Origin of the sequence: uncultured Brevundimonas sp. (assembly GCF_937870815.1) — a bacterium.
Taxonomy (GTDB): domain Bacteria; phylum Pseudomonadota; class Alphaproteobacteria; order Caulobacterales; family Caulobacteraceae; genus Brevundimonas.
Map to the genome: position 1 here is coordinate 1 of NZ_CALMZS010000124.1, position 18,186 is coordinate 18,186.

General features: G+C 69.8%; 18 protein-coding genes and 1 other RNA gene. 10 read left to right on the forward strand and 9 right to left on the reverse strand.

Features of this window, described 5'->3' with window-relative positions; translation table 11 throughout:
• Positions 1-36: 36 nt before the first annotated feature.
• Both Q0588_RS08055 and Q0588_RS08060 read left to right on the forward strand, forming a co-directional pair.
• Entirely contained in the window at positions 37-1,332 is a 1,296-nt protein-coding gene (locus Q0588_RS08055) for an adenylosuccinate synthase (RefSeq protein WP_298745413.1), read from the forward strand.
• 81 nt (positions 1,333-1,413) lie between these two features.
• Positions 1,414-2,220: a response regulator gene (locus Q0588_RS08060; RefSeq protein ID WP_298745415.1), complete on the forward strand. Its 807-nt coding sequence runs from the start codon at positions 1,414-1,416 to the stop codon at positions 2,218-2,220.
• A 44-nt stretch (positions 2,221-2,264) separates the two neighbouring features.
• On the opposite strand, the gene Q0588_RS08065 is transcribed toward Q0588_RS08060, so the two are convergent.
• The 4 genes from Q0588_RS08065 to Q0588_RS08080 form a co-directional block, all read right to left on the reverse strand.
• Positions 2,265-3,671 carry a hypothetical protein gene (locus Q0588_RS08065; protein ID WP_298745417.1) on the reverse strand — a complete coding sequence of 469 codons (1,407 nt, stop codon included), beginning with the start codon at positions 3,669-3,671 and terminating at the stop codon, positions 2,265-2,267.
• A gap of 92 nt (positions 3,672-3,763) precedes the next feature.
• Positions 3,764-4,651: an RNA polymerase sigma factor RpoH gene (rpoH, locus tag Q0588_RS08070; RefSeq protein WP_298745419.1), complete on the reverse strand. Its 888-nt coding sequence runs from the start codon at positions 4,649-4,651 to the stop codon at positions 3,764-3,766.
• Positions 4,652-4,856: 205 nt separating this feature from the next.
• Positions 4,857-5,765 (reverse strand): ThuA domain-containing protein, encoded by a 909-nt coding sequence (locus Q0588_RS08075; RefSeq protein WP_298745421.1) that lies wholly within the window; start codon positions 5,763-5,765, stop codon positions 4,857-4,859.
• Between the two features lie 179 nt (positions 5,766-5,944).
• Entirely contained in the window at positions 5,945-6,928 is a 984-nt protein-coding gene (locus Q0588_RS08080) for an RluA family pseudouridine synthase (RefSeq protein ID WP_298745433.1), read from the reverse strand.
• Positions 6,929-7,072: 144 nt separating this feature from the next.
• On the opposite strand from Q0588_RS08080, the gene Q0588_RS08085 reads away from it, so the two are divergent.
• Positions 7,073-7,711: a DUF2799 domain-containing protein gene (locus tag Q0588_RS08085; protein WP_298745422.1), complete on the forward strand. Its 639-nt coding sequence runs from the start codon at positions 7,073-7,075 to the stop codon at positions 7,709-7,711.
• 37 nt (positions 7,712-7,748) lie between these two features.
• Here Q0588_RS08085 and Q0588_RS08090 read toward each other — a convergent pair whose 3' ends face one another.
• The 4 genes from Q0588_RS08090 to gap all read right to left on the reverse strand — a co-directional run bounded on the left by Q0588_RS08090 (position 7,749) and on the right by gap (position 11,915).
• A complete protein-coding gene (locus tag Q0588_RS08090) occupies positions 7,749-8,774 on the reverse strand; it encodes a class I fructose-bisphosphate aldolase (RefSeq protein WP_298745423.1) in 1,026 nt (341 codons plus the stop codon).
• A 55-nt stretch (positions 8,775-8,829) separates the two neighbouring features.
• Positions 8,830-10,065: a phosphoglycerate kinase gene (locus Q0588_RS08095; RefSeq protein WP_298745424.1), complete on the reverse strand. Its 1,236-nt coding sequence runs from the start codon at positions 10,063-10,065 to the stop codon at positions 8,830-8,832.
• Positions 10,062-10,730, reverse strand: a complete 669-nt coding sequence (locus tag Q0588_RS08100; protein ID WP_298745425.1) for an NYN domain-containing protein — start codon at positions 10,728-10,730, stop codon at positions 10,062-10,064. Before Q0588_RS08100 ends, Q0588_RS08095 begins: the two co-directional genes overlap by 4 nt.
• A gap of 177 nt (positions 10,731-10,907) precedes the next feature.
• On the reverse strand, positions 10,908-11,915 hold the full coding sequence (gene gap / locus Q0588_RS08105) for a type I glyceraldehyde-3-phosphate dehydrogenase (RefSeq protein ID WP_298745426.1): 1,008 nt from the start codon (positions 11,913-11,915) through the stop codon (positions 10,908-10,910).
• Positions 11,916-12,284: 369 nt separating this feature from the next.
• Between gap and Q0588_RS08110 the strand changes: the two genes are divergently transcribed.
• Both Q0588_RS08110 and Q0588_RS08115 read left to right on the forward strand, forming a co-directional pair.
• Positions 12,285-13,412, forward strand: coding sequence for a S41 family peptidase (locus tag Q0588_RS08110; protein WP_298745427.1), 1,128 nt, complete (start codon positions 12,285-12,287; stop codon positions 13,410-13,412).
• Positions 13,413-13,561: 149 nt separating this feature from the next.
• Positions 13,562-14,308, forward strand: coding sequence for an EF-hand domain-containing protein (locus Q0588_RS08115; RefSeq protein WP_298745428.1), 747 nt, complete (start codon positions 13,562-13,564; stop codon positions 14,306-14,308).
• A gap of 60 nt (positions 14,309-14,368) precedes the next feature.
• On the opposite strand, the gene tkt is transcribed toward Q0588_RS08115, so the two are convergent.
• Positions 14,369-16,318 (reverse strand): transketolase, encoded by a 1,950-nt coding sequence (tkt, locus tag Q0588_RS08120; RefSeq protein ID WP_298745434.1) that lies wholly within the window; start codon positions 16,316-16,318, stop codon positions 14,369-14,371.
• Between the two features lie 141 nt (positions 16,319-16,459).
• On the opposite strand from tkt, the gene Q0588_RS08125 reads away from it, so the two are divergent.
• From Q0588_RS08125 to Q0588_RS08145, 5 genes are all read left to right on the forward strand, one after another.
• Positions 16,460-16,717, forward strand: coding sequence for a hypothetical protein (locus tag Q0588_RS08125; protein WP_298745429.1), 258 nt, complete (start codon positions 16,460-16,462; stop codon positions 16,715-16,717).
• Positions 16,717-17,022, forward strand: a complete 306-nt coding sequence (locus Q0588_RS08130; RefSeq protein ID WP_298745430.1) for a cell division protein ZapA — start codon at positions 16,717-16,719, stop codon at positions 17,020-17,022. The genes Q0588_RS08125 and Q0588_RS08130 overlap by 1 nt, the downstream gene beginning before the upstream one ends.
• Positions 17,023-17,097: 75 nt before the next feature.
• A non-coding RNA gene (ssrS, locus tag Q0588_RS08135) (6S RNA) lies at positions 17,098-17,258 on the forward strand.
• Between the two features lie 136 nt (positions 17,259-17,394).
• Positions 17,395-17,940: a 5-formyltetrahydrofolate cyclo-ligase gene (locus Q0588_RS08140; protein WP_298745431.1), complete on the forward strand. Its 546-nt coding sequence runs from the start codon at positions 17,395-17,397 to the stop codon at positions 17,938-17,940.
• A 10-nt stretch (positions 17,941-17,950) separates the two neighbouring features.
• On the forward strand, positions 17,951-18,186 hold a 236-nt coding region (locus Q0588_RS08145; RefSeq protein WP_298745432.1), incomplete at its 3' end, for a YmdB family metallophosphoesterase.

Sequence of the window (18,186 nt, forward strand, 5' to 3'; positions counted from 1 at the left end):
CCCGCATTCCGAAATCCCGGACAGCGGAGAACAGTCTTGGCGAACGTGGCGGTGGTCGGCGCCCAGTGGGGCGACGAAGGCAAGGGCAAGATCGTCGACTGGCTGTCGAACCGGGCGGACGTGGTGGTGCGCTTCCAGGGCGGCCACAATGCGGGCCACACCCTCGTGGTCGACGGCAAGGTCTACAAACTGGCCCTGCTGCCGAGCGGGGTGGTCCAGGGCAAGCCCTCGATCATCGGCAACGGCGTGGTGGTCGATCCCTGGCACCTGGTCGACGAGATCGAGCGGGTCGAGGCGCAGGGCGTCGCCATCAACCCCGACGTGCTTGTCGTCGCCGACAACGCCTGCCTGATCCTGCCGATCCATCCGGCGCTGGACGTGGCCCGGGAAGCCGCGGCGAGCGCGCCCGGGGCCCGGATCGGCACCACCGGCCGCGGCATCGGTCCGGCCTATGAGGACAAGGTCGGCCGGCGTGCGATCCGCGTGTGCGATCTGGCCAGCGCCGCGGATCTGAGGGTGAAGATCGACCGGCTGCGGGCGCACCATGATCCCCTGCGCGCCGGCCTCGGGCTCGAGCCCATCGATCCGGACGCGCTGCTCCGGCAGCTTCTGGAGATCGCGCCGAGGATTCTTCCCTACGTCCAGCCGGCCTGGCGATTGCTCGACAAGGCCCGGCGCGACGGCCGGCGGGTGCTGTTCGAGGGCGCCCAGGGCGCGTTTCTCGACGTCGACCACGGCACCTATCCCTATGTGACCAGCTCCAACACCGTGGCGGGGCAGGCGGCGGCGGGCTCCGGTATCGGGCCGAGGGGCGTCGGCTATGTGCTCGGCATCGTCAAGGCCTATACGACCCGGGTCGGAGAGGGGCCGTTCGCCTGCGAATTGAATGACGAGGTGGGCCGGCACCTGGCCACCGTCGGCCGGGAGGTCGGGGTCAATACCGGCCGCGCCCGGCGCTGCGGCTGGTTCGACGCGGTGCTGGTGCGGCAGTCCGTCGCCATCAACGGCATCGACGGCATCGCCCTGACCAAGCTGGACGTTCTCGACGGCCTGAAGACGCTGAAAATCTGCACCGGCTATCGCATCGGCGGCGAGGTGCTGGACTATCTGCCCTCGAGCCTCAACGACCAGGCCGCGGCCGAGCCGGTGTACGAGGAGCTGGAAGGCTGGACCGAGAGCACCGCCTCCGCGCGCAGCTTCCGCGACCTCAACGCCAACGCCATCAAATACGTCCGCCGCATCGAGGAGCTTATCGGCGCGCCCGTGGCCCTGCTCTCGACCAGTCCCGAGCGCGACGACACCATACTGATGCACGACCCGTTCCAGGGCTGACCGCCTTTGGCGCGACCAGGCGTTCAACGGGCCTTAACCGGATCCGGTTAAGCATGACGGACCGATCCCGGAGGCCCCGTCTTGTTTGCTCTCGATCCCCGTGTCCTGGCGAAGCTGGCTCCGGTGCTGAGGCGGGTGCTGATCGTCGATCCCAATCCTCACGCCGCGCGTCTGCTGATGGAGATCGTCAAGGGCATGGGGGCGGGCCAGATCCATATCGAGCCCAGCGAAGCCCGGGCCCTCAGGGCGGCCGAGGACATGCAGCCCGGGATCATTTTCACCGAGCGCAACGGCGAAGGTCTCGACGGTGAATCGCTGGCGCGCGCGCTGCGGCGCTCCAGCTTCGCCTGCCGGAGGGCGCCGATCATCATGGTCACCGCCGACGCGACCGCGAGCACGATCCTCGGCGCGCGCGACAGCGGGGTGCACGAATTCCTCCGCAAGCCCTTCACCAGCGCGGACCTGTTCAAGCGGATCGAGAACGTCGCCCTGAAGCCCCGCGACTGGGTCGAAGCGGTCGGCTACGTCGGCCCCGACCGGCGCCGTTTCAACTCGGGGGAATTCACCGGCGACCGCAAGCGCAAGGCCGACAGGCCGGCCACCGGCGCGGCCGCCATGGCCGCCGCCCAGGACCAGGCCATGAGGATTCTGGCCGCCGCCCTGGATCAGTTCGACAACGATCCGCTCCAGGCCGTCCGGGCCATCCGCGAGCAGGCCGCGACCCTGAAGTCGCTGGCCATGAAGCTCTCCGATTCCCGCCTCGCCGTGACCGTCGGCGCCCTGGAGGTCAGCCTCGCCTCGGGCCCGCCCACCAAGGCGACCCTCGCCGCCCCGATCGGAGCGTTGCTGGCCATGCCTCGCGGCGAGCCGTTGGCCCGGGCCGTCTGACAGAAGTCGGCCCTCGCCGGGGCCGGGCCTTCCCGGAAAGGCGCTCAAGGAGCAGGCTCGGCGACCACGACCGGAGCCGGGCCGACCGGGACGTACCGGCGATCGATGGCCGATTCCCGGCCGGTCATGTCGATGAGGCGGGCCGGCGGGTCGCCGGGCAGGGCGAGCGTCCGGGGCGTGGAGCTCCAGATCACGTGGACGGTCCGCGACGGGTCCGGGCCGACGAAGCGATAGGCCCACACGCCCGGTCCCAGATCGACGGGCGAGGCCTCGACCGCGTCGGTGATGTATTCGGTCAGCGTCCGGAAGGCGATCTGGATCGGCAGCCGCGGCGTGCCTGAGCCGTCGAGCAGGCCGGGGAAGAAGCCGCCCCGGGGGTTCCAGTCGACATAGTTGAAGAACAGGCTGAATTTCGACCCCTCGCCGGCGGCGATGGTGATCAGCTTGACCATGTTGTCGGCCGTCTCCTGATTATCCGAAAACCCCCGGGGGCGGCGTTTGGAAAGCTCCCACACCTCGACCGGCCGGTCGATGTCCAGCGTCTGGACCCAGCGCATGTTCTCCGCCAGGTAGTCCCAGTCGCCGTAGAAATGGATCTGCAGCACGTCGAGACTGTCGCGATGCCGCCTCAGAAGCTCGATCCAGCGGCGAAACCGCGCCATGTCGGCTCTTTCGGAGAGCGCTTCGAGATCCGCCTCGGTCAGAGGCGGCGGGTCGTCCTCGAAAACCCCGCCTATCTGGTTGGCCCTGACCCTCTCGAGCAGATCCAGGGCTTCGCTGACCTGCCCGGCGCGGTAGAGGTCATCGACCCGCATGAACCCGATCATGCTGCTCGAAAGTCCGCTGTCCTGCACGATGGCGTCGGGATCGGCCGCCTTGATCACCGGATAGGCCGCGTCGAGGAGTTCGAAATAGGCCTCGGGCTGCGTCCGCCACGGCGGCCTGCCAACGGCCTCGTTCTCGATGGAATAGCGCGAGACCCGCCCCCGGTAGCGCGTCGCCAGCTCGCTCAGGAAGGGGAGGTAGGCCGTCAGGTCCGGCGGCTGCACCTGGGCCTCGTTCAGGACCAGCTGCGACTGGACATGCAGGCCGACGTCGATGCCGCAGGTGCTGAAGGCGTCGATCTGGCGGTCGAGCGCGCTCCAGTCATACCGGCCGTTGGTTCGCGGCACCTCCCCCCATTTCAGCCAGAGGGAGGTGGCCTCGTTGTTGTCCGCGGTGATCCAGGTGCAGAACCGGCCCGCCTCGGTCGGACTGACCTGGGCGCCGATCGTCAGTGACGCTCCCGTCGGCGGCGGCGGCGGGGGCGGCGGCGGCGGCGGCGGCGGTGGAGGCGGCGGTGACGGCGGCTCGACGCCCGGCGGATCGGACGACGGCCCCCCGCTTCCGCCGCAGGCCGCGGTCGCGAACGCCAGCAGCGAGATGGCGATCAGTCGATGGAGGAATGGCACCGGTCCGTCTCCCGTGGTTTCCAGCTGTCGGAAACTCCAACGGACCGGGGCGGGGAATCCGTCGATCGCGGCGAACCGGATCGGGGTCGCGTTCAGGCGTCGACGAGGTTCCGTTCCTCGGCGGCGGCGCGCATGGCCTTCTGCAGCTTCTCGAAGGCGCGGACCTCGATCTGGCGAACCCGCTCGCGCGACACGCCGTACTGGCCGGCCAACTCCTCAAGGGTGACCGGATCGTCCTTGAGGCGGCGTTCGGTGAGGATGTGTTTCTCGCGGTCGGTCAGCTCCTGCATGGCCTCCTCGAGCAGGCCCATGCGGATCGACTTCTCCTCGTCCTCGGCCAGCTGGGTCTCCTGCGACACCGCCGTGTCGTCGGCCAGCCAGTCCTGCCATTCGCTTTCGCCGTCGGCGCGCAGGGGCGCGTTCAGGGAGGCGTCGCCGCCGAGGCGGCGGTTCATGTTGGTGACCTCCTCCTCCGATACGCCCAGTTTGGTGGCGATGACGGAGAGGTGTTCGGGGCGCAGGTCGCCCTCCTCGAAGGCCGAGATCTGGCTCTTGGCCTTGCGCAGGTTGAAGAACAGCTTCTTCTGCGCCGCCGTGGTGCCCATCTTCACCAGCGACCAGCTGCGCAGGATGTATTCCTGGATCGAGGCGCGGATCCACCACATGGCGTAGGTCGCCAGGCGGAAGCCCTTGTCCGGATCGAATTTCTTGACCGCCTGCATCAGGCCGACATTGCCCTCGGAGATCACCTCGCCGATCGGCAGGCCGTAGCCGCGGTAGCCCATGGCGATCTTGGCCACCAGGCGCAGGTGCGAGGTCACGAGGCGGTGGGCGGCCTCGGGGTCCTGGTGCTCGGTCCAGCGCTTGGCCAGCATGAATTCCTCATCCTTGGCCAGCATCGGAAATTTGCGGATTTCAGTCAGGTATCGCGACAGTCCCTGTTCAGGCGACATCACCGCGAGCGATCTGGCAGCAGTCATATGGTCCCTCCGACCGTGAGAACGAGCGGGCTCTGCGGTTCTGGCCACGCGATGTGCGCCGTCACCTCGCCCCTCAACCGGTGAGATAGGATCGGGTTTCCGCCTTTGTCAGAGGCGGATCGTCACACTCAGGCGTGACCGTTGCCCCGGCGCCACTGCACCGAATGAGTGAGTGTATAGCGGAGAGTCAGTCCTTAATCAAGACTTACTGGGGTAGCGCGGCTCGAACCCGTGCCCGGGCGGCGTCCCACCCCGAGGCGTCGCCGTCGTGCTTTTCCGGATGCAGGGTCTGCAGCCGGCGAATTGTCTCCGCCAGACCCGGAGGGATCTGGCTGGAGGGGGCGTCGAGCCCCTCCGCCGCTGCGAAGGCGACGATCGCGGCCGCATCCTGCACATCCGGATTGGGCGCGGCCGGAGCGTTCAGCTGATGGCCTGTCCAGCGGATCGCATTGACGATCTGATTGCGGAAGCGGGGATCATCCCAGGTCGAGGGGGTGTGGCCGAGGTTGGTGTAGAACAGTCGGCCCTGGCCGATGTGGCGGACCCATGTCACCGGTACCGGGTAGGGACGCCGCAACGGTTCCGCCGTCATGTCGAGCGTCTGCAGCACGCGGACCCGATCGGGGACAAAGCCGGCGTACTGATAGATTTCCTCAGCATAGGGCGTCCCGTCGGACCAGGCGGCGGCGAGCGGGTGCGCCGGCTCAAGGTTCGACAGGCGGATCGGCGTGCCCTGCGTCCATGGATGGCCGTCGAAGCGGCCGCCAAGGAAGGTCGTGTAGGCCTCCTGTCCGCCCTCGAAATCGAGCGCCGTATCTGCAGCGCTGTGGATGCCGACGAATCCGCCCCGACCGCTTTCGATCCATGCGATGATCGCCGTCCAGGTCTCCCGGCCGATGGGCAGGGCTCCGGTGGTGCTGAAGATGAGGACGTCGAACTCGGCCAGCCGGGCGGCGGCCAGGTCGCGGGCGTCCTGGGTCAGCTCCACCGTGAAGGCGCCGCTGTCGCGCGCCATCTCCTGGAGCGCGAGTTCCGATGACGACAGCCCGCCGGCCGGACGGCGGACGGTCTCGTGCACGAAACCGACCGACTGGGACAGATAGAGGACGCGCAAGGGCGGCTCCTGAACCGGAGGGGAGCCGGCGCACGCCGCCAGGCACAGGGCCGCCAAAAGGCACGTCAGGAGCCAGGTCACCGCAAACCCCACTGGCCGGGGATGTCGCGGTGGCGTTCGGCGTTGTCGCGGATGTCGGCGTCGGTCATCGCGGGTCTCCTCGAGCGACTTGTGGAGCGTCACAGCCCCGCGAGCAACTGCTCCAGCTCCGCCATATCCAGCGGCGGCGAGGTCTCGAAGCGCAGCGGCTCGCCGGTCACCGGATGGGCGAAGCCGAGCACCGCGGCGTGCAGCGCCTGGCGCTTCAGGCCCGCTTCCGCGATGGCGGCGCGGACGGGTGCGGCGGGACTGCCCGAGCCATAGACGGGATCACCGAGGATCGGCGCGCCCTTTGAGGCGAGATGGACGCGGATCTGATGGGTCCGCCCGGTGTGCAGGGTGCAGGCGACACGGGCGGCCAGCGGCGCGCCGCCGGCCCTGGCGGGAGCGCCGAACACCTGCTCGACCTCATAGTCGGTGACCGCCTCGCGCCCGCCGCTCCGTAGCACCGCCATCTTCCTGCGGTCGGAGGAAGACCGCCCGATCAGCGTCTCGATCCGGCCCTTCGCGGGGCTGGGCGACCCCCGGGTCAGGGCGACATAGGTGCGTTCGATGTCGTGGGCCGCGAACAGGGCCGACAGCCCGGCGTGGGCGCGGTCCGACTTGGCGGCGACCATCACCCCCGAGGTGTCCTTGTCCAGCCGATGGACGATGCCCGGTCGCGCGACGCCGCCGATCCCCGACAGCGAGGCGCCGCAATGGGCCAGAAGGGCGTTGACCAGGGTGCCGGTCTCGCAGCCCGGCGCCGGGTGGGCGGCCATGCCCGCCGGCTTGTCGACGACGATCAGGTCGGCGTCCTCGAACAGCACCGTCAGGGGGATCGCTTCGGGCGTCGGGGTCGCCGACAGGACCGGCGGCAGGATGATCGTGTACAGCCCCGCCTGGGCCTTGGCCGAACCGTTCGAGACGACCTCGCCGTCGCGGCGGACCGCGCCCTCGGCCATCAGGGCCTGCAGGCGGGCTCGGGACAGGTCGGGAAAGACGTCGGCCAGCGCCTTGTCCAGCCGGACCCCGCCGGCTTCGAGGCGGGCCTCCAGCACGACGGCGTCGTCGTCTTCGATCAGGGGCTCGTCGGACACCGGGCGCTCCGCCGCCGGACAGGCGGTCAGCGATCTAGCACGGCACGCGCGCGGCCGGGCAAGACGCAAGCTTGGCTGTCAGCTCGACATCCGTCATGATTAACGCCGGTATCTGGGGGAGACGGACCAATGAGACTTCTGCTCATCGCGGCGGCGGCCGGCGGCGCGGCGCTCGCCGTGGGCAGTTGCGCGACCATGAGCGCCGATCAATGCATGGCCGGCGACTGGTCCGGTCAGGGCTATGTCGACGGCCAGCAGGGCCTGACCATGAGCCGGCTCGAAGATCACGCCCAGGCCTGCGCCAAACACGGCGTCACCCCCGACGCCGCCGCCTACGCCATGGGGCGACGCCAGGGCCTGGCGCACTATTGCACGCCGTACCGCGGCTTCGAGGTGGGCCGCGCCGGCTCGGCCTATGCCGGAGTCTGCCCGGGTGAGCTGGAGGCGGACTTCATCTACGCCTACCGGGACGGCCAGGTGGTGCACGCCGCGGAACAGGCGCTGTCGAACGCCCGGGGTCGGGTCGACAGCCTGGGCACCCGCCTTGAGGAACTGGACGACAAGATCGTCGCCAAACAGGCCGAGGCCCGCGCCGAGGGCCTGACCGAGGCTCAGCGCGACCAGATCCGCAACCGCATCGCCGAAATCCGCCGGGAACGGGCCGACACCGAACGGGACTGGCGCCGGGCCCAGGACGGGATAGACGACGCCGAGCGGGAGCTCCGCGACGTCCGCTGGCGTTTCAGGGACCAGTACGGCGGCTGGTGAACTGACGGCCGGCGCCTGACGCGCCGGCCCGAGAGCGTCAGGCCGCCTTCTTCTCCAGCTTCTTCTCCCACTGGCCCAGCGAGGCCAGGCCGTTCATGCGGGCGCGGTGGTGGAAGGCCGCCTGGCAGGCGACGGCGTTCTCGGCCTTGCCGGCCCAGGCGCGCTGGGGCGCGGCCTGCAAGGCGCGGCCATAGGAGAAGGTCATCTTCCACGGGAAGCCGCCGATGCGGTTCATGGCGTCGAGATGGGCGGTGGCCTGTTCGTCGGTCTGGCCGCCGGACAGATAGGCGATCCCCGGCACGGCGGAGGGCACGGTGGCCTTCAGCGCGGCGATGGTGCGTTCGGCGACCTCCTCGACCGTCGCCTGACGGACGCTGCCCTTGCCGGAGATGACCATGTTCGGCTTGAGGACGATGCCTTCCAGCGCCACGCGCTGTTCGTACAGTTCCTGGAACACGGTCTGCAGCACCCAGCGGGTGACCTCGTCGCAGCGGGCGATGTCGTGCGAACCGTCCATCAGCACTTCCGGCTCGACGATGGGCACGATCTGCTCCTGCTGGCAGATGCGGGCGTAGCGGGCCAGGGCGTGGGCGTTGGACTTGACACAGCCCCAGGTCGGGATGCCGTCGGCGATGTCGATCACCGCCCGCCACTTGGCGAAGCGGGCGCCGCGCTCGTAGTGGGCGCGCAGCCGCTTGGACAGGCCGTCCAACCCCTTGGTGACGGTCTCGCCCGGGAAGCCGGCCATCTTGCTCGCGCCCTTGTCGACCTTGATGCCGGGGATCGAGCCCGCGGCCTTGATCAGGTCGACCAGAGGCGTGCCGTCCCGGGCGTCCTGGTACAGCGTCTCCTCGAACAGGATCACGCCCGAGATATGCTCGCGCATGGTCTGCTCCGAGCGGAACAGGCATTCGCGGTAGTCGCGACGGTTGTCTTCGGTGTTTTCGACCCCGATGGCGTCGAAGCGCTTCTTGATCGTTCCTGTGGACTCGTCGGCCGCCAGAATGCCCTTGCCGGGGGTGACCATCGTCTCGGCCACCGCGTTGAGCGCCGCCAGATCCATGACTTCCTCCTGAGCTTTGTCGTTCGCGGTGATCTAGCCCCGCCGGGGCCGGAAGTCACGCATCGTTACAGCCCGCCCGGCCTGTGCGAAGCGCCTCCACGCCGGGCAGGGGCTTGCCCTCCATCCACTCCAGGAAGGCGCCGCCCGCGGTGGAGACGAAGGTCATGTCGTCCGCCACCCCGGCGTGATGCAGGGCCGCGACCGTGTCGCCGCCGCCCGCCACCGCCACCAGTGCGCCCGACTTGGCCAGTTGCGCGGCCGCCTGCGCGGCCTTCACCGTGGCGGCGTCGAACGGCGGAACCTCGAACACGCCCAGCGGTCCGTTCCAGATCAGGGTGCGCGACAGGGCCATGGCCTTGACCAGCTTCTCGACGGTCAGCGGACCGGCGTCGAGAATCTTCTCGTCGTCGCCGATCTCCTCGCGCGCCAGCACGGTGCGGGTCTCGACCCCCGGCCTGACCTCGGTCGCCACGACCACGTCGATCGGCAGCAGGATTTCGCAACCCTTTGCGTCCGCCTCGGCGAGAATCTCCCGCGCCGTGTCGGCCATGTCCTTCTCGGCCAGCGAGCCGCCGATATCGACGCCCTGGGCGAACAGGAAGGTGTTGGCCATGCCGCCGCCGATGGCCAGCCGGTCCAGCTGGCCGACCAGGTTCTTCAGCAGGTCCAGCTTGGTCGAGACCTTGGCCCCCCCGACGATGCCCAGCACCGGCTTTTGCGGTTTGCCCAGGGCCGCGTCGAGCGCCTCCAGCTCGCGCCGCATCGACTCTCCGGCATAGGCCGGCAGCAGGCGCGCCAGGCCCTCGGTCGAGGCATGGGCCCGGTGCGCCGCCGAGAAGGCGTCGTTGACGTAGAGGTCGCCCAACTCCGCCAGCCGCGCCGCGAAGGCCGGGTCGTTCTTCTCCTCGCCGGCGTGGAAGCGGACGTTCTCCAGCAGCACCACCCCGCCGGCGTCGACGTCGGCGATCATCGCCTTCGCCTCTTCGCCCACGCAGTCCTCGGCGAACCGCACCGGCGCCCCGAGCAGGTGTTCGAGATCGTCGACCACCGGCCGCAGGCTCATCGACGGCACGCGCTGGCCCCTGGGCCGGTCGAAATGCGCCAGCAGGGCCACCTTGGCTCCGGCGTCGCGCAGCTTCTCGATGGTCGGAATCGCCACCCGCAGCCGGGTGTCCTCGGTCACCCTGCCGCCCTCCATCGGGACGTTGAAGTCCACGCGGACCAGCGCGGTCTTGCCGGCGAGGCCCCCGGAGGTCTTTGCGGCGTCGTCGAGGGTGCGGAACTGGGTCATGCTTTCGGCGTCCGTTCGAACAGGGGCATGAGGTGGGTAATATTTGTGCTGGCCCAGCATCGTTGTGAGAGGTGGCTTCCCACAGGCGGAAAGCAGCCGTGAACCACCTTGATGCCCTTCGTTTGAAGGAAATCCGCAACTGGAACGAAGTCGCGATCCGCTGAGACAAGGACCGCCACATCGTAGGCGTTTGCCCACGCCAGGCTGATCATGTCCGCTACAATTCGGGTATCAACGCCCTTTTCTTCAGTTCCACGCATATCGCTGCCACAGGCATGACAGGTCGGCGTTTCAGCTTGGCAGGCGGGGCACTTCGGATAGCCTCGCTTCTGCTGACGCTCTACCAGCGTGACATGCACGCCAGGCATTTTGTCGAGCGTGTTGGCGAACCAGTTCCTCAGTTTGGCGTCTTGAGGCTTGTTTGGATCAAAAGATCCATAAACATGCATACCTTCAAACACGGGACTGCAACTAGGATCGACGAGCTTTGCCGCCTCGTTGGCCAACAGCATGCCTATCGGCTTCCAGTCCGTGAGGAAGCCCGGTGAACGGCGTTTCAGTTCGAGTTGAAAGTTCCAAAAATCCACGAACACGCGGACTCGCAACCGTGGCGCCACCGGGGCGACGGCGACCGCTATCGTGGTGGCGAGAGGTTGGTCAGACATGAAGGCCCCAAAAATGATACGGGGACGCCGAAGCGTCCCCGGGGCCTTATTACTCGGTTCGCCGTATCCGACAATGCGGGCGGCTCCCCGAGGGGTTCTAATGAGCGCCTTATGACTCGTTGGTCGTGAACAGTCAATGAACGAGTGAGTTCCAATCAACGACCGTTTGAGTCGGTTTCAGATGAACCTGCCCATCACCAGCGCCGTATCCGCCATCCGCGTCGCGAAGCCCCATTCGTTGTCGTACCAGGTCAGGACGCGGGCCAGTTTCCCATCGACGACCTGGGTCTGGGGCAGGGCGGCGGTCGACGAGGCGGCCACGTGGTTCAGGTCCATCGAAACCAGCGGGTCCGTGGTGGTGAACAGCACCCCCTTCATCGGGCCGTCGGCGGCCGCCTGCAGCGCGGCGTTGATCTCGTCGACCGTGACCTCGCGGCCGGCCACCACCTTCAGGTCGACGACCGAGACGTTCGGCGTCGGCACCCGGATCGACGAGCCGTCCAGCCTGCCCTTCAGCGCCGGCAGCACCAGACCCAGCGCCTTGGCCGCGCCGGTCGAGGTCGGGATCATGCTCAGGCCGGCGGCGCGGGCCCGGTACAGGTCCTTGTGCATCGTATCCAGCGTCGGCTGGTCGCCGGTGTAGCTGTGAATGGTGGTCATATAGCCGCGCTCGATGCCGAACAGGTCGTGCAGGACCTTGGCCACGGGGGCCAGGGCGTTGGTGGTGCACGAGCCGTTCGAGACCACGATGTCGTCGGCGGTCAGAACGTCATGGTTGACCTTGTAGACGATGGTCTTGTCGGCGCCGTCGGCCGGGGCCGAGACCAGCACCCGTTTCGCGCCGGCCTTCAGGTGCGCACTGGCCTTGTCCTTCGAGGTGAACAGGCCGGTGCATTCGAAGGCGATGTCGACGTTCAGCGCCTTGTGCGGCAGCTCTTCCGGGTTGCGGATCGCCGTCACCCTGATCTTGCCGAGGCCGGCGTCGATCCAGTCCTCGCCGGTCTCGACCGTGCCCGGGAACCGGCCGTGGACCGAGTCGTAGCGCAGCAGGTGGGCGTTGGTCTCCACCGGCCCCAGGTCGTTGATCGCCACCACCTCGATGTCGCGACGGCCGTGCTCGACGATCGAGCGCAGGACGAGGCGGCCGATGCGGCCGAAACCGTTGATGGCGACGCGGACGGTCATGGGGCGGGCTCCTGGAGGCGTGATTGTCGTTGGCGCTTCAATGGAACCGGGGGCGCGGGGATTCAACCCCGCCCCTGTAACAAGCCGCGATGAACTGCAACGCTTCGGCCCGGCGCCGGCCATGCCAGGTCCGGCGGCGGGATGCGCGTCCGTCATATTCGTGATTTGGGGAACCGGGCTTCGTCGCCCTAATTGGGGGCGATGAACCTCCGCCGCCTGCTTCTCCGACTGACCGGGTCAGCCGCGATCGCCCTTGCGCTCGTCGCGGGCCCGGCCGTGGCGGGTGATCCGTCCGGGGCGCCGTCGGCGGCCGTCGCCGCCGCCCCGGCGGGCCCGGCGCCCGCCCGCCCGTCCCGGGACCGGATGCGCATGAACCAGCGCGTCTTCGACCGGGTCTGGAGCGAGGTCCGGAGCCAGTATTACGATCCCGGCCTGCACGGCGTGGACTGGGCCGCGGCGCGGCGCGCCTATCGCCCCCGGGCGCTCCTCGCCGCCGACGACCGCGCCCTGTACCGCGTGCTCGGCGACATGCTCGACCTGCTGGACGACGACCATGCCGGCGCCTCGGCTCCGGCCGTCGCACGCCGGATCGACATGGTGCGCCAGGCGCGCCCCGCCATCGGCGTGACCCTGCGCGCCGATCCCGGGGCGCCGGGCGTCTATGTCATCCAGTCCGTGCGCCCGGGCTCCCCGGCCGAGGCGGCCGGGCTCGAGGCCGGGTGGCGGCTGGATTCCGCCGCGCCCGGGGCCTGGTTTCCCGAACTCGACGTGGTCGAGGGCCAGACGGTGACCCTCGCCGTCGCCGATCCCGCCGGCGTCCGCCGCACCCTGACGGTCACCCCGAGGATCATGCCGCCGCGTCCGCCGTTCACGGCCGACCTCGCCCGCCCCGGCGTGGCGGTGCTGCGCATCGACGCCTTCGAGCCCGGTCTCGGCGACTGGATGGGCGGCCAGCTGGCGGCCCTGCCGGCCGACACCGACATCGTCCTCGACCTGCGCGGCAACCCCGGCGGACGCCTGATCGAGGCCGACGCCGTGCTGAGCTGCTTCCTGCCGCGAGACCTCGCCTGGGCCACCCGTACGACCCGTTCGGGCCGGACCATCGTGCTCAGGACCGCCGGCGGCTGCGGCGACCTCGAGGGGCCGGCGCCTCACGACGTCGCCGTTCTGGTCGACGCCGACAGCCGCAGCGCCGCCGAACTGACCCCCGCGGCCCTGCAGGAAGCCGGGCGCGCCCTCGTGGTCGGCGAAAACACCGCCGGGGCCGTGCTGATCTCCCAGGACACGCGCCTGCCGGACGGCGGGCGTCTCAGCCTGAGCCGCTCCGACTTCGTGACCGCGGCCGGCGTCCGGCTGGAGAAACGCGGCGTCACCCCCGACCTGACCGCGCCCGCTCCGAAGGGCGAGGCGCCCGGACAGGATCCGGCCCTGGACCTCGCCGTCGCCGCCCTGGCCGGCGCCCGGCAGGTCCGCGCCGCGGCGGCCCCGTCGCTCTAGCCGGGGACAGGCTTCACCGTGGGGGCCGCCGACGACGGGGCCCGGCGTGGCGACGAGTCGCGTCGCCCGGCCATACCGGCGCCACAAGCGGCGCGTCTGGATGCCGCCGCGACCGATATCGGTCGACTGTCATTCCGGGAGAGACCATCGTGAGAGTTCTTTTCGCCGCCGCCGTCATCGCCGCCGCTCCGCTGGCCGCCCAGGCGCAGGAGCCGCAGGCCCACGAAAACCATCCCGCCGCCGCCGCGCCGGGCGCCGCCCAGGCGGAGGACCGGCCGGAGCACGAGGGCCATGATGCGGCCGTCGCCGCGCCGCCCGGCCACATGGGCATGCAGCACAACGGCATGGGGCGGATGGGCATGCAGATCGACGAGGACGGCCTGACCCGCGACGAATTCCTGGCCCGGCATGGCGAGATGTTCGCGCGCATGGACGCCGACGCCGACGGCCGCCTGACCCGCGAGGAGTTCGCGGCCCATCACGCCATGATGCGCGGCCCGGGCGGATCGGGCGGGCACATGGGCATGAAGCCCGGGGGCATGCCGCCCATGGGCATGGGGATCGACGAGGACGGCCTGACCCGCGACGAATTCGCCGCCCGCCACGTCCAGATGTTCACCCGCATGGACGCTGACGGCGACGGCCGCCTGACCCGCGAGGAGTTCGCGGCCCATCGCGCCGCCATGGGCCAGCCGGCCGGGCCGGGCGGCCCCATGGCGATGGAGATCGACGAGGACGGTCTGACCCGCGACGAATTCGGCGCCCGCCACGCCGAAATGTTCGCCCGCATCGACGCGGACGGCGACGGCCGCATCACCCGCGAGGAGGCCTCGGCCCACCACGCGGCCATGATGGGCGGCGCGGGCGGCTCGGCCGAGGGCGACGCCGGCCTCTGACGACCGGGTCTCCCGGCCGGCCCGGGGCCCCGCGCCCGGGCCGGCCGGTCGCGGCCTGTGTCAGAGCCGCGCCTTCACCGCCGCCACCACCGCCGCGGCGGTGATGCCGAATTTCTCGTACAGCACCTCGGCCGGGGCGCTGGCGCCGAAGCCGGTCATGCCGACGAAGCCGCCGTCCTCGCCGATGAACCGCTCCCAGCCCTGCCGGATGGCCGCCTCGACGGCGACCCGCACCGTGCCGCGGCCGATCACCGAAGCCTGGTAGGCGGCGTCCTGGCGCTCGAACAGTTCGAAACAGGGGACCGACACCACCCGCGTCGGCGTGCCTTCCGTCTCCAGCGTCTCGGCCGCCTTCAGCGCCAGCGGCAGTTCGGTGCCCGTCCCGAACAGGGTGACCCGCGCCTCGCCGTTCGCCGCCTTGATCTCATAGGCGCCCCGCGCCGACAGATTTTCCCCGGCCGCCACGGTGCGGACCGCCGCCGTCTTCTGCCGCGACAGGGCCAGTACGGACGGCGCCGACCCGTGCTCCAGCGCCAGGCGCCAGCACTCCATGGTCTCGACCGTGTCCGCGGGGCGGAACACCAGCAGGTTCGGGATGGCCCGCAGCGCCGCCAGATGCTCGACCGGCTGGTGCGTCGGACCGTCCTCGCCCAGGCCGATGCTGTCGTGGGTCAGCACGTGGATGACCCGGACCCCCATCAGCGCCGCCAGGCGGATCGACGGCCGGCTGTAGTCCGAAAACACCATGAAGGTGCCGCCATAGGGGATCACCCCGCCATGCAGGGCCATGCCGTTCATGGCCGCGGCCATGCCGTGCTCGCGGATGCCCCAGTTGACGTAGCGGCCCTCGTAGGTCGGGGCGTCGAGGATCGGCGTGCCGTTGACGAAGGTGTTGTTCGAGCCGGTCAGGTCGGCCGAGCCGCCGATCAGCTCCGGCACGGCGGCGAACAGCTCGTCCAGGGCCGCGCCCGACGACTGGCGCGTGGCCTGGGCCGGTTTGGTCTCGACCAGTTCGGCGATCTTCGCGTCCAGCTGGGCGAAGGCGCCCTCGGGCAGATCGCCCTTCATGGCGCGGGTGAAATCGGCGGCCTGCGGCGAGGCGGCCAGCCGGGCCTCCCACGCCTTGCGGTCCTTGGCGCCCCGGCGGCCGACCTTCTTCCAGGCCTTGTCGACCGCCTCGGGCAGTTCGAACGGCTCATGCGTCCAGGACAGGCCCAGCCGCGTCGCCGCGACCTCGGCCGCGCCGAGGGCCGCGCCATGGGTCTTGTGGCTGCCCTCCATGGTCGCCGCGCCGCGACCGATCCGGGTCCTGCAGGCGATCAACGTCGGCCGGTCCTGCCGCGTCGCCCACTTGAGCGCGCCGCGGATGGCGTGCACGTCGTGGCCGTCGATGGCCTTGACCGCCCAGCCCGCAGCCCTGAAGCGCGCCTTCTGGTCGGTGGCGTCCGACAGCGACACCTTGCCGTCGATGGTGATCTCATTGTCGTCCCAGAGCACCGTCAGCCTGTTCAGCCGGTAGCGCCCGGCCAGGGTGATCGCCTCCTGCGACACCCCCTCCATAAGGCAGCCGTCGCCGGCGATGACCCAGGTCCGGTGGTCGACCAGGTCGGGTCCGTATTTCGCGGCCAGGTGGCGCTCGGCCATGGCGAAGCCGACCGAGTTGGCCAGCCCCTGGCCCAGGGGTCCGGTGGTGGTCTCGACGCCCGGCATGTGGCCGAACTCGGGGTGGCCGGCGGTCCTCGATCCCCACCGGCGGAAGTTCGACAGTTCGTCCTTCGTGGCCGCCTTGTAGCCGGTCAGGTGCAGCAGGGCGTAGATCAGCATCGAGCCGTGGCCCGCCGACAGGATGAAGCGGTCGCGGTCGGCCCAGTCGGGCCGGCTGGCGTCGAATTTCAGAAAGCGGCTGAACAGCACGGTGGCCACGTCGGCCATTCCCATCGGCATGCCGGGATGGCCGCTCTTCGCCCTTTCGACCCCATCCATGGCCAGAACGCGAATGGCGTCCGCCATCTGCTTCGGCGTGGCTTTTTCGGATACGGTTTTGGCGTCGGTCACGGGGGGACCTTTCGTCGGAAGGCGGAAAAAGGGAGGCGCGCCGCTTTACCCCGGCGCGCGAGCGGGTTCTATACGGATTCTGGAGGATATGACTGAATGGACGCAGCATCGGCCGCCAAGGACCGGGTCGACCGCGCTCTGGCTCTGCTGGAACGCCGGCTGCTCGACCTGAAGAGCCGCGCCGCCGGCGCCGGCCGGGCGCCCGACGACGACCTGTTCGCCCCCCAGCCCTCCAGCGAAACCGACCGGCGGCGCATCCACGAACTCGAATCCGCCGGGCGTGACGCCGCCGAGGTTCTGGCGCGCGCCGCGGCGGTCATCCGCGACAGCCTCAACGAGCCGGAGGCCCGCTGATGGCCACTGTGACGGTCGAGATCAACGGCCGCCCCTATGCGGTCGGCTGCGCCGACGGTCAGGAGGAACGCGTCCGCATCCTCGCCAAACAGTTCGACGGCCATGTCCGCCAGGTGGCGGGAGAGGTCGGACACGTCGGCGACATCCGCCTGTTCCTGATGGCCGGCCTGCTGCTCGCCGATGAACTGCACGAGGCCCGGCTGGAGAATCCGGCCGCCGCCGCGACGGCGGTCTCGGCCGACGGAGTGGCCGAGGCGCTGAACGCCGTCGCCGCGCGGCTGGAGAAGATCGCCCAGGGGCTGTGAGGCGGCCCCGGTCTGCCGCCTGTCCGGCGGCCACTGGCGCCGGGGGGCGCGAACGACTATCTTCCGTCCCGGCGGGTCCTGCTGCGGCCCTCGTCGAAGGCAACATTTCCTCGCGACCTTAATTCACTCGAAGGGAGCTGTCCCTGATCAGGCCCGTGGGCCTGGGCACACGGCGCCCACCTGGCTACCCAGGTCGAGAGGATTTAAACGTCCTTCACGGTTCTCGCGGCGCCGCCACCCTTCTCCTTTTTGTGCGCTGTCGCTCGCTGCTTGGGCGGGCGCGTCCCCGTCCGCTCTTCGCGAACGGGGAGGGGAACCGCGAAAGCGGTGGAGGGGCTTCGGGGCGCCCCCCGAATGCGCTACCTCTCCCCCATGACTGACAAGCATGAACTCCGGGCCGCCATGCGCGCGACGCGCAAGCGTCTGGCCGGTCTCGATCCGGAGGCGTCGTTGCGCGCGGCCGAACACGCGGAGGACCTCCCTCCAGGCGACGTCATCGCCGTCTATCGCGCCATTGGTTCGGAAATCGACGCGGATGCCCTGTCGATGGCGCTCACCCGTCTCGGCCGTCAGCTCTGCCTCCCGGTGGTCGTCGAGCGCGACGCTCCCATGACCTTCCGCCGCTGGTCGCCCGGCGAGCCGCTCGAACTCGACGAGGCCGGGGTGCCCGCGCCCTTCCCGCTGGCCGCCGCCGTCACGCCCGACCTGATCGTTACGCCCCTGCTGGCCTTCGACGCGGCCGGCGGGCGGCTGGGGCAGGGGGGCGGCTATTACGACCGGACCTTTTCGGCCCTGCCGGACGCCGTCCGCATCGGCTTCGCCTACGCCGGGCAGGAGGTCGAAAACCTGCCGGTCGAGCTGCACGACATCCGTCTGCATGGCGTTCTGACCGAGAGGGGCTATAGAGCCGTCCCATGAGGCGGATCGTATGAGACTGGCGTTTTTCGGCGACGTGGTGGGCAAGTCCGGCCGCGACGGTCTCGGCGACCACCTGCCCGCGCTGAAACGTGACCTGAAGCTCGACTTCGTGGTCGTCAACGCCGAGAACGCCGCCGGCGGCTTCGGCATCACAGAGAACACCGCCAACGAGCTGTTCATGGCCGGCGCCGACTGCCTGACGCTCGGCAACCACAGCTGGGACCAGCGCGAGGCCCTGACCTATAT

Excerpts from the sequence above, each read along its gene's own strand:
- rpoH (WP_298745419.1), bottom strand. The coding sequence starts at position 4,651 with ATGACTGCTGCCAGATCGCTCGCGGTGATGTCGCCTGAACAGGGACTG.
- Q0588_RS08085 (WP_298745422.1), top strand. The coding sequence starts at position 7,073 with ATGAGACTTCTGCTCATCGCGGCGGCGGCCGGCGGCGCGGCGCTCGCC.
- Q0588_RS08090 (WP_298745423.1), bottom strand. The coding sequence starts at position 8,774 with ATGGATCTGGCGGCGCTCAACGCGGTGGCCGAGACGATGGTCACCCCC.
- Q0588_RS08095 (WP_298745424.1), bottom strand. The coding sequence starts at position 10,065 with ATGACCCAGTTCCGCACCCTCGACGACGCCGCAAAGACCTCCGGGGGC.
- Q0588_RS08100 (WP_298745425.1), bottom strand. The coding sequence starts at position 10,730 with ATGTCTGACCAACCTCTCGCCACCACGATAGCGGTCGCCGTCGCCCCG.
- gap (WP_298745426.1), bottom strand. The coding sequence starts at position 11,915 with ATGACCGTCCGCGTCGCCATCAACGGTTTCGGCCGCATCGGCCGCCTC.
- Q0588_RS08110 (WP_298745427.1), top strand. The coding sequence starts at position 12,285 with ATGAACCAGCGCGTCTTCGACCGGGTCTGGAGCGAGGTCCGGAGCCAG.
- tkt (WP_298745434.1), bottom strand. The coding sequence starts at position 16,318 with ATGGCGGACGCCATTCGCGTTCTGGCCATGGATGGGGTCGAAAGGGCG.
- Q0588_RS08125 (WP_298745429.1), top strand. The coding sequence starts at position 16,460 with ATGGACGCAGCATCGGCCGCCAAGGACCGGGTCGACCGCGCTCTGGCT.
- Q0588_RS08130 (WP_298745430.1), top strand. The coding sequence starts at position 16,717 with ATGGCCACTGTGACGGTCGAGATCAACGGCCGCCCCTATGCGGTCGGC.
- Q0588_RS08140 (WP_298745431.1), top strand. The coding sequence starts at position 17,395 with ATGACTGACAAGCATGAACTCCGGGCCGCCATGCGCGCGACGCGCAAG.